Genomic DNA, 13,893 nt, shown 5'->3' with positions numbered 1-13,893 from the left:
CCCGCTGAGCTGGCATAACATCAGATTTCATGAGGCTGTCGGATCTGCTGGCCCGCGAGGACCTACGGCTGACGCTGGTGACGGGCGCCGACGAGCTCGACCGCGAGGTCCGGCGCGCGTACCCGACGGACCTGCCCGACCCCCGGCGCTACCTGCGCACCGGCGACCTCGTGCTGACCAGCGGCGTCTGGTACGCCCGCCCGTCCGACTGCGAGCGGTTCGCCGACGCGCTGTGGGCGGCCGACGTCGCCGGCCTGGTGATCGGCCTGATCGTGCTGGGCGAGCTGCCGCGCGAGCTGGTCGAGGCGTGCGAGCGCAGGCGGCTGCCGCTGCTGCTGGCCGCGCCCGACCAGGCGTTCGGCGCGATCAGCGAGGTGGTGACCGCCGAGGGTTTCGCCGCCGAGCAGCGCAGGGCCGAGCGGGTCAGGGCGCAGACGCTGCTCGACGTGCTCGGCCGCATCCCGCCCGGCGAGGTCTCGGCGCACCTGCGGCTGCTCGGCGCCGACCCCGGCCTGCCGACCGCGGCCATGGCGGTCACCCTGACCGGTGGCCCGGAGCTCGATCTGCCCGAGCTGCTGCACGAGGGGCTGTCCAGGAAGGGCCGCCACCTGGTCGTGGGCGGCACCCCCGGCGAGGCGATCGTGCTGGTCAACGGCCGGGCCTCGCGCAAGAGCCTGGCCGACGAACTGCGCGGCCTGGTCGCGGACAGGCGGGGCACCAGCATCGCGGCCGGGATCAGCGAGATGGCGGCCAGCGTGTCGCAACTCGGCGAGGCGCTGGAGACGGCCAGGCGCGGCATGGAGTCGGCGCGCACCGGACTCGGGCCCGTGTCGATCATGTCGGTGGCCGACATCGACAGCTTCGACCTGCTGCTCGCCGCGCTCCCGTCGAGCGTGCGCCGCTCCTTCCGCGAGCACCTGCTCGGCCCCGTGGAGGAGTACGACGCGCGGCACGGCTCGGAGCTGCTGCGCACCCTGGACATCTTCCTGGAGACGTGCGGATCCTGGCAGCGCACGGCCGACGAGCTGTACGTGCACGTCAACACCCTGCGCTACCGGATGCAGCGGATCGAGGAGCTCACCGGGCGGCGGATGTCGTCGATGCGCGACCGTACCGACCTGTACCTGGCGCTGCGGTCAGGGCAGGCGGCCCGCGACGACCCGGCCACGTGAGACGACGGCCACGATGTTCTCCGTGGCCAGGTCCTCGATGCGCTCCCACGGCCGGCCGCGCAGCACGACCAGGTCGGCGCCCAGCCCCGGCCGCACCCGGCCCACGGGCATGCCGATCGAGTCGGCCGCGTCGGAGGTGGCCGCGCGCAGCGCCGCCTCCGCGCCGAGACCCAGGATCCGGGTCATGTGCACGACCTCGGCGAGCTGGTCGCCGAACCGCACGTGGTGGCCGTTGGCGTCGGTGCCCAGCACGAACCGCACGCCCAGCGCCGCGGCCTGGGCCAGCAGCATGTCACGGGTGGCGACCAGCTCGGCGGCCTTGGCCATCGCCTCGGCCGTGACAGGGACGCGGCCCTGCGCGATGGCCTCGTTGATCAGCAGCGTCGGCGCGACGGGCGTGCCGCGGGCGGCCAGCGTCTCGGCCAGGTCCCGGCTCATGAGCGTGCCGTGCTCGATGGAGTCCACGCCCTCCTCGACGGCCACGCGGATGCCGTCCTCGGAGTGGGCGTGGGAGGCGACGAGCATGCCGAGCGCGTGGGCCTCGTCCACGACCGCCCTGATCTCGTCGCGGGTGTAGTTGCGCCAGACGTTCTTGTCGCCGATGGACAGCACGCCGCCGCTGGTCGTGAGCTTGATGCCGTCCATGCCGGCCCTGGCCCAGGTGCGGACGAGCTTGCGGCACTCGTCCGGCCCGTCGGCCGTGGGCTTCCTGATGGGGAAGGCCGGCGGCACGAACAGGTCGTTGTGCCCGGCCGTCATCCCCACCACGCCGTGCACCTGGATGCGCGGCCCCGGCAGCACCCCGGCGTCGAAGACGCGGCGCAGCGCGATCTGCGCCTCGTCGCCGGCCAGGTCCCGCAGGGTGGTCACGCCGTGCCGCATGGCCTGCTGGGCGTGCGCGGCTCCGTGCAGCACCTGCTCGTCGCGGGTGGTGGTGAGCGGCCAGGTCGCGAAGTCGGGCGGGTCGCCGGAACCGGCGTGACCGACGAGGTGGACGTGCGTGTCCACCAGGCCGGGCAGCACGCACAGGTCACCGTGGCGCGCCGTCGCGGCGGGGCTGACTTCGGTGATCCGGTCCGGCTCCCAGGTCAGATCGACCGGGCCGCGGAATTCGGTACCGTCCCAAAGGGGGATTCCGTCAAGTCTCATCTCGGGCTCGACGCTACCCGAGCCCCTGGGCGGCTGGAGGGATCTACGGTCCTCGCGCGGCCCTCTCGTAGGGACCTACAGGGGCCGCCAGCGGTTTTGCCGGTCTTCGGGTGTGCGCCCCCTCTCCCGGTCGCACTGTCCGAAACCATCGTCACACGATGGTAATAATCGATGGATACCGTCCTGACCTGCATTTTCACGGCCGTTCAAGGAGAATTATGGCTACCCTCGACCGTCGCGCGTTCCTGCGGACCTCCGGCTTGGCCGGTCTGGCGCTCGGTCTGGCCGCCTGCGGGAGCGACGGCGCACCCACGTCCGCGTCCGGCGGCGGCGGTGGCGGCGGCGGGTTCGGGTCGGTCAAGCTCCAGCTCTCCTGGAAGAAGAACGTCGAGTTCGCCGGCGAGTACTTCGCCGACACCAACGGCTACTTCAAGGCGGCCGGGTTCACCCAGGTCGAGCTGCTGTCCGGCGGCGGCTCCGGCACCTCCGTCGAGTCGGGCCTGGCCACGGGCCGCTGCTGGGCGGGCCTGTCGGCGCCGACCATCACCGCCCCCGCCGTGCTCCAGGGCGCGCCGCTGAAGATCGTCGGGGCGACGTTCCAGAAGAACCCGTTCGCCGTCATCTCCCTGAGCAAGAACCCGATCGAGAAGGCCGCGGACCTGGTCGGCAAGAAGATCGGCGTCCAGGACTCCAACGAGCTGGTCTGGAACGCGCTGCTCAAGGCCAACGGCATCGACGCCGCCGACGTGACCAGGGTGCCGTTCCAGTCCGACCCGTCGATGCTCACCTCCGGACAGCTCGACGGGTACGTCGGCTTCGTCACGAGCGGCCCGGTCAACCTGCGCATGAAGGGGCACGACCCGGCGTACCTGCTGCTCGCCGACGCCGGCCTGCCGCTGGTCGCCGAGACGTTCACCGTCACGCAGCAGACCATCGACAACGAGCGCGACAAGCTCAAGGCGTTCCTGACCGCCGAGATCAAGGGCTGGAGGGACGCCGTCGCCGACCCGGCCAAGGCCGCCGAACTGGCCGCCACCGTCTACGGCAAGGACCAGAACCTCGACGTCAAGGAGCAGACCGAGGAGGCCAAGATGCAGAACGAGCTCGTCGTCACCGACGACGCCAAGGCCAACGGCCTGTTCACGATGACGCCCGAGCTGATCGAGCAGAACATCTCCTCGCTGGCCAAGGCCGGCCTGGACATCAAGGCCGAGCAGCTCTTCGACCTGTCGATCCTGACCGAGATCTACCAGGCCGACCCGAGCCTCAAGCTCTCATGAGCGGGATCAGCCTCTCCGGACTGAGCAAGACCTTCGGCAAGGGCCTGACCGCCGTCGAGGGCGTGGACCTCCAGACGCCGAAGGGCTCGTTCCTGTCGCTGCTCGGCCCGTCCGGCTGCGGCAAGTCCACGGTGCTGCGCATCCTCGCCGGCCTGGAGGAGCCCACGACGGGCGAGATCCGGGTCAACGGTGAGACGCCGCAGGAACTGCGCAGGAGCCACCATCTCGGCATCGCCTTCCAGGACTCGGCGCTGCTGGCCTGGCGCAGCGTCGCGGCCAACATCCGGCTGCCGCTGGAGGTGGCCGGGATCAAGCCGGAGCCCGGCGTGATCGACGACCTGATCAAGCTGGTCGGCCTGGAGGGCTTCGAGAAGGCGCGGCCCGCCGAGCTGTCCGGCGGCATGCGCCAGCGCGTCTCGATCGCCCGCGCCCTGGTGGTCAAGCCCAGCGTGCTGCTGCTGGACGAGCCGTTCGGGGCGCTGGACGACATGACCCGTCAGCGGCTCAACCTGGAGCTGCTGCGCATCTGGACGGAGAAGCCCGCCACGACCCTCATGGTCACCCACGGCATCGGCGAGGCGATCTTCCTGTCGGACCTGGTGGCGGTCATGAGCCCGCGTCCCGGACGGGTCGTCGAGATGGTGGAGATCGGCCTGCCGCGCCCGCGCACCCCCGAGATGATGCGTACGCCCGAGTTCCACGCCATCCACGACCACCTCAGCGACCTGCTGTTCGGGCACGGGGCATGAGGCGGCTCCAGGGACTGGCCGGTGTCGTCGCCCTCGTCGCGCTGTGGTGGCTGCTGGCCGTGACGGTGTTCGCCGACGGCGGCGCGGTGCCCACCCCGGTCGCGGTGCTGGACTCCATGGGCCGCGACGGCTGGGCCTTCTACGGCCCCAACGCCTCGGCCACCCTGTCCGCCGCCGTCCAGGGCTTCCTGTGGGGCAACGGGCTGGCCATCGGCGTGGCGCTGCTGGTGCTGCTCGTGCCCAGGCTCGAAGCCGTCGCCACGCAGCTCGCCGTGATCAGTTACTGCATTCCGCTGCTGGCCATCGGGCCGATCGTGCTCGTCGTCTTCGGCGGCGACGCGACCGTGGTGTTCCTCGCGGCCATCTCCGTCTTCTTCACCACGCTCATCGGCGCCCTGCTCGGGTTGCGCTCCGCCGACCGGGCCAGCCTCGACCTGATCACCGTGTACGGCGGCGGGCGCCTGGCCCGGCTGCGCTACGTGCAGATCGTCTCCGCCCTGCCCAGCACGTTCGCCGGCCTGCGGATCTCGGCCCCGTCCGCGCTGCTCGGCGCCATCATCGGCGAGTACCTCGGCAGCAACGACCAGGGCCTCGGCGTGTCCCTGATGATCTCCCAGCAGCAGTTCCAGGTGCCGCGCACCTGGGGGCTGGCGCTGGTGTCCGGCCTGATCGCGGGCCTCGGGTACGCCGTCGTCGCGCTCGTCGCCCGCGTGGTCACCCCGTGGTCGAGAGGGGAGGCCCAGTGATCGGCCGCACCGTCGCGCGGATCGTCGGGCCGCTGGTGCCGTCGGTCGTCATCGTGGTGGCCGCGTGGTGGCTGGCGCTGGAGGCGTTCGGGATCAGCCCGCTGGTGGGCAAGCGCCCGCCGCAGGTCTGGGAGTACCTGACGTCGTCGGAGGCGCACCGCGAGGCCGTCTTCGGCGCGCTGGGCATCACGATCAGGGACGCGGCCATCGGCTTCGTCTCCGGGATGGTCGCCGCGATGGCCGTGGCGGTCGCGTTCGTGCTGTTCAGGACCGTCGAGCAGACGTTCATGCCGGTCGCCATGCTGCTGCGCTCGGTGCCGCTCGTGGTGATGACGCCGCTGATCACGCTCGTCTTCGGCCGCGAGCTGCTGGGCGTGGCGGTGATCGGCGGCGTCGTGGTGTTCTTCCCCGCGCTGGTGACCATCGCCTTCGGCCTGCGCTCGGCCTCGCCGCAGGCCACGGACCTGGTCAGGGCGTACGGCGGCACCCGGCTGACCGTCCTGCGCAAGGTGGCGGTGCCGACGGCGATGCCGTCGGTGTTCGCCTCGGCGCGGATCTCCGTGCCCGCGTCGATCATCGGGGCGCTGATCGCCGAGTGGCTGGCCACCGGTGAGGGCATCGGGGCCGAGATCCTGCGGGCGATCGGCGGCTTCCGCTACGACGAGGTGTGGGCGGACATCGTGGTGGTCACGGGGGTGTCCATCCTGGCGTACGCGGCCGTCGGCGTCGTCGAGGCGCTCGTCCTGGCCCGGTTCTCCGACCGGCGTCCCGGGTGACCTGACGGCGTGGTCCGGGTCCGGAGGTGTGCGGACCCGGCCGCGGTCCTGTGTGCGGGGGGAGGCGCGGCCGGGTCCGCCCGGAGGGGAGCGTGTGGGCGTGCGGTGGGATACCGGCTCGGGGTGGGGCCGGTGAAAGCCCGACGCTCCCTTGGTCGGGGGAGTCCTGTTCAGCGGCTGGCGGACCCCGGTCGTCCGGGGCGGATCACAGCCTGGGGCTGTTCGTGCATTCCGTCCTCCGGTCGAGGGGCTCGACAGTGCGTCGAATCCGCATTCTGGTCCCCTCAAGTCGGCTATGTACGGAAATTGAGAGGTGAACTTGGAGCTCCAAGTTGCTGAATCGTCATACCAATCGCGCTCATCTCGGTAAACCGTGACGGCCCCCTGAGCGTCAGGGGGCCGCGATCTCACGATCGGCGGGCGGTCAGCACTCCGCGGGCTTCGTCCAGGAGCACTCCAGGTCGCCCGTCGCGCCCGCGGCCGGGACACGGAGCTGGGCGGCGTCGCCCGCGGCCGAGTTCCGGGAGAACTGGGCGAGCCGGACCGCGATCTTGTCCTCGATGTCCTTGGGCGAGCCCGACAGGTACTGGTTGAGCATGATGGAGAAGATCAGCGGCTCGCCGTCGGCGCCGGTGACGTAGCCGGACAGCGCGGTGACCCCGGTGAGCGAGCCGGTCTTGGCGTGCACGTTGTTCTCCGCCGGCGTGCCCCGCATCCGGGAGCGCAGGGTGCCGCCGGTGAAGCGGTCGGCGTTGCCCGCGATCGGCAGGGCGTCGTACCAGGTGGTGAACCACGGCTTGGTGCGTACGGCCGACAGGAGCTGCACGATCGAGCCCGGCGAGAAGCCGTCGCGGCGCGACAGGCCCGAGCCGTCCCGCATGTTGATCACCTGGACGCCGTTGGCCTTGGCGAAGTCGGTGCTGACCTTGAGCCCGGCCGACCAGGTGCCCTGGCCCGACGCCTTGCGCCCCATCGCCTTGGTGAGGATCTCGGCGTGGATGTTGTTGCTCAGCTTCATGAACGGCACGAGCAGCTCGCCCAGCGTCATCGACTCGTGCGCGGCCAGCTCCTTGGCCCCCGACGGGGTCGCCCCCGTGACGGTCTGGCCGAGCACCTTGACCCCGTGCCTGGCCAGCGACGCGCGGAACAGCGCGGAGGCGTACGCCGTGGGGTCGTCCACGGCCACCCACTCCTGGTACGGGTCCGCGACCGTGCCGGTGATCACCACCGTGCGGGTGCCGTGCTGCCGCTCGATGAGCACGTCGGTCTCGGCGCCCACCGTGGCCTTGTTGACGATCTTCAGATAGTCGGTCTCCGGCGTGGTGGACACCTTCACCTTGTCCCCGTCGGCGGCCACCGCCACGATCACCGAGCCGGCGTCGTAGTCCCGGTCGGGCGAGGCGGTCAGCGCGGAGATCGGCGCGGCGTAGTAGGCGGTCTCGTCGTCCCAGGACCAGTCGTTGCCGAGCCGCTGGGCGTCGAACCAGGTGTCGTCGGCCACCAGTTTGCCGGTGACGACCTTGACGCCGGACGCGGCCACCTCGGCGGCCAGCGCGTCGTAGTCCTCGGCCAGCATGGTCGGGTCGCCGGTGCCGCGCAGCACCAGGTCGCCGGCCAGCACCGAGCCCGCCTTGCGGCCGGTGTTCAGCACGGTGGTAGGGAAGCGGTAGTCGAGCCCGAGCGTCTCGACCGCCGCCGTCGAGGTGAACAGCTTGGTGTTGGAGGCCGGGAGGAGCAGCTTGCCGGCGTCGGTGGCGTAGAGTTCCTCGCCGGTCCGGGCGCTCTTGACCACGACGCCCGCTCTGGCGATGGTGAGGCGTGAGTCGCTGAGGATCTGGTTGATGTCCTGGGTCAGGTCCGCCACGCCGACGGCGGGGTCGAGTGCGATGGCGGGAGCGGAGGGTCCGGACGCCCACGCGAGGGCCGCGACGAGCGTGCCCGCGACGAGGGAGGCTGAGGTGCGCCGCATGGGGTCTCCAAGTGACTGGGGGATCGCATGAGAGCATGGATCAGTACAGTCGGCCTGTGATCCGCAAATATCCGTATTTATAGGGGCTAAGCGGGCGGTGAAGTCGCACGCCAGACGTGCCGAACGGCCGCACCGGCCCGGCGAGAGCCGGCTCAGATCGGCTGCTGCGAGGTCACCATGAACCCGCAGTCGCCGAACGAGACCTCGTCGCCCGACTTCACCCGCATCGGCCCCACCAGCCGCCACCCGTTGAGCCGGGTGCCGTTGAGCGAGCCCAGGTCCACCAGCATCCAGCCGCCGTCGCCCTCCCGGCGCAACTCGGCGTGCACGCGGGAGACCGTCAGATCCGACAGGACGAGGTCGCAGGCCGAGCCCCGGCCCACCACGTACCGCAGGCGGTCGTCGGCGGGCAGCGCCAGCCGCGGCAGGCGGGGCCGCCGCCAGGCCGACTGCAACCGGGTGGTGAACTCGGAGACCGAGGAGACGGCGTCGGTCAGCCGCTGCCGCAGCGACTGGCGTCGTGGCAGGTCGGCCACGAGATCGTCGAGCTCGTTCTGGTTGCGGGCGCGCAGCACCTGGTCGACCCGGCCCACGAAGGTGTCGTGCGAGATCCGGCCTTCCACCGCCCGCTCTTTGAGCTCGTCGATCGCACGGTCACGTTCCCCATCTGAGGCGCGAAAGGGCGGATGCGTGGAGCTCATAGAGCGAGTATCGGCCTCAACCTCGGTGCGTGTCCAGAATACGGCGATCGGGGTGCCCCGGGGCTGCTCGGTATGCATACTCGGCATCCATGGCGATCAGGCACGGGCATCCGGTGCGACGGGTGAGCTGAGCCGATACTTCAGCGTGATCAGCGCCGAGGCGAAGATGATCACGGCGGGGATCGCGGTCTGGCCGATGAGCACCGCGGTCAGGGCGCTGTCGGGCTGCTCGACCATCCTGCTCGGGTCGGACTCGATGAAGCCGCCGACCGACAGGATGATCCCGAAGATCAGCGCGCCGAACGCGCTGACGCCGCTCTCGATGGCCGTCCACAGGCCGGTCAGCACCCCGGCCCGCCGCTTGCCCGTCCTGGCCGCGTCCACCGCGATCACGTCCGCGAGCATGGAGAACTGCATGAGCTGCAGCCCGGCGTACCCGACGCCGACCAGCAGGATCGTGCAGTGCGCCCAGACCGGGCCGAACAGCGGCGTGGCCATGGCGGCCGTCGTGCCGCCCCCGAACAGCAGCACCGCGAGGAGCATCGCGCCGCGCTTGTCGAAGCGCCTGGCCACCCGCACCCACACCGGCATCGTCAGCAGGATCGGGCCGACCAGCGCGGCGAAGAGCGTCTGCGTGGCCGCGGCCGAGCCCAGCGTGTACGTGGCGAAGTAGGGCGCGGCGGCCAGCATCATGCTGACGGCCAGCATCTGCACGCAGGCCAGCACCGTCAGCCACAGGAACGCCGAGTCCCCCTTGATCGCGGCGAACTGCTCGCGCCACCCGCCGCGGTCCGGCTCGGGGGCGCCGGTCATGGGGGCGCGGGCGGTGCCGAAGAACGAGCCGAGCATGGCGACCAGCAGGATGACCGCGATCGTGAGCGCCATCAGCCGGTAGCTGCCGAGTGTGCCCTCCGCGCCCTCGCTGGTGGCGATGATCGGCGCGAGCACCCCGATGATCGCGGTCGCCGCCCCCACGAACACCATCCGCCACTGCAGCAGCGACGTGCGCTCGTGGTAGTCGTGCGTCATCTCACCGGGCATCGCCTTGTACGGCACCTCGAACAGCGCGTACGCGGTCGCCGCGGCCAGGAAGCAGGCCCCGACGTACAGCGCGGCCGGCACCCCGGTCAGCGGCGGCCCGGCGAACACCAGGAAGAACGTGATCGGCAGCGTGCACGCCCCGGCCAGCAGCCACGGCCGCCGCGGCCCCCAGCGCGAGACGGTCCGGTCGGACCAGCGTCCCACCAGGGGGTTGACGAACAGGTCCCAGACCTTCGGCGCGGTGACCACCACCCCGGCCAGCCACGCGGGCACGGCCAGGAAGTTCGTCATGTAGAACAGCAGCAGCAGCCCGGGCACGCCGTTGAAGGTGGCCGTGCAGAACGAGCCGACCCCGTAGCCGAAGCGCACGCCTCTGGGAACGGTGGCCATGCTCGCCGCCGATGTGATCATCCCCTCATTACAGCCGAGCGGCGGCCCGTGCGGGAGGGCCCACTTTCCCGGATCGCTCCCGGAGGGCCCTCCCGGCACGCTCAGTCCGAGACGCTGGCGCACACGACGTGCGCGCCGATCTCGATCATCCGCTGCTCGCTACGGGTGTCCGCCACCCGGGCCATGAGGATCGGCGCCCCGGAGGCGGCGAACTGCGGCAGCCGGGCGCGCACCAGGCGGTGCAGGTCGCGCACGACGTCCTCGGCGGCCGACATGTGCACCTTGACGTGCAGCATGATCCCGGTGGCCCCGGACGCCGTGCCGGCCTCGGAGATCCAGACGTGGTGCACGAGCGGGAAGTCCACGAGCAGGTACCCGATCGCCTGCCGCAGCGCGGGCAGGATGGGATGCGCGCAGCGCCGGTAACCCGGGTCCACCTGCTGCATCGGCCCCGACAGGTGCGGCCGGGGCGCGGGGACCCAGGGCAGCGACGGGGCGTGCGGGCTCGGGGGCGCCACCTGGGCCACCGCGGCGCCGCGCGACACGGTGGCCATCGCGCCCGTCGCGTAGGCGGCCGGGACCGTCCCCGACAGCACGGGCGTCGGCCCGGTGCGGGTCGTGGTCATGAAGCGCTGGAGATCGTCGATCGGCACGGCCGCGGCGGCTGGTCCGGCCGCGTCGATCACGATTTCGCGCACCCCGGTGACGCGCTGGATGTCCAGGATGGTGTCGGCGTCGCAGGCCGACAGGGAATGGCTGCCACGGTGCCGGGCGTAGGTGGTCGCGCTCGTGTATCCGAGCAGGACGCGGTCGCCGGCCTGCGTCGTCCCGAGGACGACGGAACGGTCTGGTCGCACTGCCACCAGGACTCCGCCGTCGGCTAGAGCGCTCAGCAGGCGATGTGGCGTGCCATGCTGTGCGAGCACGTCGGCAAGCGCAGGATTCCCGATGCTCATATGACGAACCATAGGTAGTCGGTCACGGCTTATCAGGCTAATGGCGAATAAATCCCCCGATCAAGACAAAGATGGGCCCAGCTTGGATGAGTTTGCCGTCGGCTGGGTACAACGGCGGCCGTCTCACATGGTGGCCCCTCGTGAATGCGTTCACAAGCTGCGGATACACTCTGTGGGACCGCCGGGGGGATCCGTGGACGGTGTCCCCCCAAGCCCGCCGTGCCTAAAGGATGCACAGACGTGAACAAGCCCGTCGTTCTGGTCGCAGAAGAGCTGTCCGAGGCTGGCCTCGCCGTACTCGGTGCTGATTTCGAGGTCCGCCACACCGACGGCGCCGACCGTTCCCAGTTCCTGCCCGCACTCGCCGACGTGGACGCGCTGATCGTGCGCTCCGCCACGCAGGTCGACGCCGAGGCCATCGCCGCGGCGCCCAAGCTGCGCGTGGTCGCCCGCGCGGGTGTCGGTCTCGACAACGTCGACGTCGACGCGGCCACCAAGGCCGGTGTCATGGTCGTGAACGCCCCGACCTCCAACATCACCAGCGCCGCCGAGCAGACGGTCGCCCTCATCCTGGCCAGCGCCCGCAACACGGCCCAGGCCCACGCCGCGCTCAAGAACGGCGAGTGGAAGCGCTCCAAGTACACCGGCGTCGAGCTCGACGAGAAGGTCGTCGGCATCCTCGGCCTGGGCAAGATCGGCCAGCTCGTGGCGCAGCGGCTGCAGCCGTTCGGCGTCGAGCTGATCGCCTACGACCCCTACCTGCCGCCGGCCAGGGCCGCCCAGATGGGCGTCAAGCTGCTCAGCCTCGAAGAGGTGCTCAAGCAGGCCGACTTCATCACCGTGCACCTGCCCAAGTCCAAGGAGACGATCGGGCTCATCGGCGACCGGGAGCTGCACCAGGTCAAGCCGAGCGTGCGCATCGTCAACGTGGCGCGCGGCGGCATCGTGGACGAGGGCGCGCTCTACTCGGCCGTCAAGGAGGGCCGGGTCGCGGGAGCCGGCCTCGACGTGTTCGCCAAGGAGCCGTGCACCGACAGCCCGCTGTTCGAGCTGGACCAGGTCGTCGTCACGCCGCACCTGGGCGCCTCCACGCACGAGGCCCAGGAGAAGGCCGGCACGCAGGTCGCGCGGAGCGTGAAGCTGGCGCTGGCGGGCGAGTTCGTGCCGGACGCCGTCAACGTCCAGGGCGGCGCGGTGGCCGAGGACGTCAAGCCGGGCCTGCCGCTGGCCGAGAAGCTCGGCCGCGTGTTCACCGCGCTGGCCGGCGAGGTGGCCACCAAGCTCGACGTCGAGGTACGCGGCGAGATCGCCGCCGAGGACGTGCGCGTGGTCGAGCTGGCCGCGCTCAAGGGCGTCTTCGCCGACGTGGTCGAGGAGCAGGTCACCTACGTCAACGCGCCGCTGCTGGCCAAGGACCGCGGCATCACCGTCGAGCTGATTACCAGCTCCGAGAGCCCCGACTGGCGCAATGTGGTGACCGTGCGCGGCGTGCTCGCCGACGGCCGCACCGTCTCGGTCTCCGGGACGCTGTCCGGCCCCCGCCAGATCACCAAGATCGTCGAGGTCAACGGCTACGAGATGGAGATCGAGCCGACGGCCCACCTGTGCTTCTTCACCTACGCCGACCGTCCCGGCATCGTCGGCGTGGTGGGCCGCCTGCTCGGCGAGCACAGCATCAACATCGCCTCGATGCAGGTGGCCCGGGACGTCAAGGGCGGCAAGGCGCTCATCGCGCTGACCGTCGACTCCGCCATCCCGGCTGAGGTCGTCGAGCAGATCGGGGCCGAGATCGGCGCCGAGAGCGGCCGTTCGGTGGACCTGGAGGACTGACCTCCCGAGCGTTCGAAGGGGCCGTCACCCGTCCGGGTGGCGGCCCTTTTGTGTCTCACGATGCGAGATAGTAGGACATCCAAGCAGAATGCTCGGGTACTGTGGCTGCTGATGCGCCAGGTCTTCGTACTCATTGCCTGCCGCGGCGGGGCCTGTTAGGGCAGGTCGACGACCCGCCGCGGAGTGCGGCGTTCGTGTCGGCCAGTAAGTCCCATTCGTTCCGGTTCGTGACCCGGGCCGGCGAGATCGGCCCCGATCGGATTCGCGACCGGAGTCCGGCTTCCTTCAGGAAACGACGTCCGCGAAATGAGATGAGTCACATGTACGACATGTATGCCTGGAACCGCGCCGAGGAGCACGAGGACGAGGCGGCCGAGGCGCTGCAGACCGCGCTGGACCGCCGCGACAACGGCGGCGCCCCGCAGTACCCGGGCCGGTAGCGCCCGCCCGGAACTCGACGAGTACGAGCGGACCCCGCAGGGGACGCGCGGGGCCCGCTCGTGGTCTTCCGGCACTCGGCGCGCTGCGGGCCGGTGCTTTCAGGGGCCGCGGTCTCGAAAGGCCGCGGTAACAGCGGGTCGAGGTTTCAGAAGGGCCGGGGTTTTCAGAGGGTCGCGGTGAACGACGTCTCGGCGGGTTCGTTGCGCTTCTTGAGCACCTTGGACCACTGACGTACGCCCTTGGCGTCGGGCCGTACCGCGCCCACGAAGGACTGCCTGCGCCAACTCGACAGCTTCTCCTCCTTCACGACGTCGCCGGATCGCGGCGCGTGCACCATGTACCCGGGCTTGGAGATCATTCCGACATGGCCCAGGTTGCTGAAGAACACGAGGTCGCCAGGCTTGAGGTGCTGCCAGGAGATCTTCCTGGAGAACGCCGCGTACTGGTCGTTGGTGACGCGCGGCAGGCTGATGCCGGCTCGCTGGTACGCCCTGAGCATGAGCCCCGAGCAGTCGTAACCTCGGTCGCTGGTCCCGCCCCAGACGTACGGGATACCGCGTTTGTGCATGGCGAACCTGAGTGCGATCTTCCAGGCGGGCTTGGGTGTGCTCTTGTCCTGGATGCGCTTGATCTCGGCGCCGGTCAAGGTCGTGTTGTCGGCGGCGGGTGCCGCGGGGCTGGTCTGTGGGATGG

Annotated in this window: 12 protein-coding genes; 6 read left to right on the top strand and 6 right to left on the bottom strand. The window is 70.7% G+C overall.

The genetic code is table 11. The annotated features are described in order from the left end of the window. The first annotated feature begins 29 nt into the window (after positions 1–29). Positions 30–1,172 carry a PucR family transcriptional regulator gene (locus FAF44_RS12405; protein WP_237103246.1) on the top strand — a complete coding sequence of 381 codons (1,143 nt, stop codon included), beginning with the start codon at positions 30–32 and terminating at the stop codon, positions 1,170–1,172. Here the strand turns inward: FAF44_RS12405 and FAF44_RS12400 are convergent. After that, a complete protein-coding gene (locus FAF44_RS12400) occupies positions 1,137–2,321 on the bottom strand; it encodes an amidohydrolase family protein (protein WP_237103245.1) in 1,185 nt (394 codons plus the stop codon). The two genes, FAF44_RS12405 and FAF44_RS12400, sit on opposite strands and share 36 nt — an antisense overlap. A 218-nt stretch (positions 2,322–2,539) precedes the next feature. Here FAF44_RS12400 and FAF44_RS12395 point away from each other — a divergent pair, with 218 nt between their 5' ends. Genes FAF44_RS12395 through FAF44_RS12380 form a run of 4 tightly spaced genes read left to right on the top strand, consistent with a single transcriptional unit; the run spans position 2,540 to position 5,872 of the window. Beyond that, positions 2,540–3,601, top strand: a complete 1,062-nt coding sequence (locus FAF44_RS12395) for an ABC transporter substrate-binding protein (RefSeq protein WP_237103244.1) — start codon at positions 2,540–2,542, stop codon at positions 3,599–3,601. After that, positions 3,598–4,350 carry an ABC transporter ATP-binding protein gene (locus FAF44_RS12390; RefSeq protein WP_237103243.1) on the top strand — a complete coding sequence of 251 codons (753 nt, stop codon included), beginning with the start codon at positions 3,598–3,600 and terminating at the stop codon, positions 4,348–4,350. Before FAF44_RS12395 ends, FAF44_RS12390 begins: the two co-directional genes overlap by 4 nt. Next, positions 4,347–5,096 carry an ABC transporter permease gene (locus tag FAF44_RS12385; RefSeq protein ID WP_237103242.1) on the top strand — a complete coding sequence of 250 codons (750 nt, stop codon included), beginning with the start codon at positions 4,347–4,349 and terminating at the stop codon, positions 5,094–5,096. Before FAF44_RS12390 ends, FAF44_RS12385 begins: the two co-directional genes overlap by 4 nt. Further along, the gene (locus FAF44_RS12380; RefSeq protein WP_237103241.1) at positions 5,093–5,872 is read left to right on the top strand and encodes an ABC transporter permease; all 780 of its coding nucleotides are present in this window, start codon (positions 5,093–5,095) and stop codon (positions 5,870–5,872) included. Before FAF44_RS12385 ends, FAF44_RS12380 begins: the two co-directional genes overlap by 4 nt. A 424-nt stretch (positions 5,873–6,296) precedes the next feature. Here FAF44_RS12380 and dacB read toward each other — a convergent pair whose 3' ends face one another. From dacB to FAF44_RS12360, 4 genes are all read right to left on the bottom strand, one after another. Next, complete coding sequence (gene dacB / locus FAF44_RS12375) at positions 6,297–7,841, bottom strand: D-alanyl-D-alanine carboxypeptidase/D-alanyl-D-alanine-endopeptidase (protein WP_237103240.1); 1,545 nt, start codon at positions 7,839–7,841, stop codon at positions 6,297–6,299. Between the two features lie 152 nt (positions 7,842–7,993). Further along, positions 7,994–8,542, bottom strand: coding sequence for a DUF1707 and FHA domain-containing protein (locus FAF44_RS12370; RefSeq protein WP_237103239.1), 549 nt, complete (start codon positions 8,540–8,542; stop codon positions 7,994–7,996). A 96-nt stretch (positions 8,543–8,638) separates the two neighbouring features. After that, complete coding sequence (locus FAF44_RS12365) at positions 8,639–9,994, bottom strand: MFS transporter (protein ID WP_237103238.1); 1,356 nt, start codon at positions 9,992–9,994, stop codon at positions 8,639–8,641. Between the two features lie 80 nt (positions 9,995–10,074). Beyond that, a complete protein-coding gene (locus FAF44_RS12360; RefSeq protein ID WP_237103237.1) occupies positions 10,075–10,836 on the bottom strand; it encodes a hypothetical protein in 762 nt (253 codons plus the stop codon). A gap of 333 nt (positions 10,837–11,169) precedes the next feature. Between FAF44_RS12360 and serA the strand changes: the two genes are divergently transcribed. Continuing rightward, entirely contained in the window at positions 11,170–12,759 is a 1,590-nt protein-coding gene (serA, locus tag FAF44_RS12355) for a phosphoglycerate dehydrogenase (RefSeq protein WP_237103236.1), read from the top strand. 604 nt (positions 12,760–13,363) lie between these two features. Here serA and FAF44_RS12350 read toward each other — a convergent pair. Beyond that, a partial coding sequence (locus tag FAF44_RS12350) for a C40 family peptidase (RefSeq protein WP_237103235.1) occupies positions 13,364–13,893 on the bottom strand: 530 nt, incomplete at its 5' end.

This window comes from Nonomuraea sp. MG754425, from assembly GCF_021699195.1.
In the GTDB taxonomy this organism is placed as follows: Bacteria; Actinomycetota; Actinomycetes; order Streptosporangiales; family Streptosporangiaceae; genus Nonomuraea.
Note: the sequence above shows the minus strand (reverse complement) of the source record. Positions and strands in the feature narration are given on the sequence as shown.

Excerpts from the sequence above, each read along its gene's own strand:
- FAF44_RS12405 (WP_237103246.1), top strand. The coding sequence starts at position 30 with ATGAGGCTGTCGGATCTGCTGGCCCGCGAGGACCTACGGCTGACGCTG.
- FAF44_RS12400 (WP_237103245.1), bottom strand. The coding sequence starts at position 2,321 with ATGAGACTTGACGGAATCCCCCTTTGGGACGGTACCGAATTCCGCGGC.
- FAF44_RS12395 (WP_237103244.1), top strand. The coding sequence starts at position 2,540 with ATGGCTACCCTCGACCGTCGCGCGTTCCTGCGGACCTCCGGCTTGGCC.
- FAF44_RS12390 (WP_237103243.1), top strand. The coding sequence starts at position 3,598 with ATGAGCGGGATCAGCCTCTCCGGACTGAGCAAGACCTTCGGCAAGGGC.
- FAF44_RS12385 (WP_237103242.1), top strand. The coding sequence starts at position 4,347 with ATGAGGCGGCTCCAGGGACTGGCCGGTGTCGTCGCCCTCGTCGCGCTG.
- dacB (WP_237103240.1), bottom strand. The coding sequence starts at position 7,841 with ATGCGGCGCACCTCAGCCTCCCTCGTCGCGGGCACGCTCGTCGCGGCC.
- FAF44_RS12370 (WP_237103239.1), bottom strand. The coding sequence starts at position 8,542 with ATGAGCTCCACGCATCCGCCCTTTCGCGCCTCAGATGGGGAACGTGAC.
- FAF44_RS12365 (WP_237103238.1), bottom strand. The coding sequence starts at position 9,994 with ATGATCACATCGGCGGCGAGCATGGCCACCGTTCCCAGAGGCGTGCGC.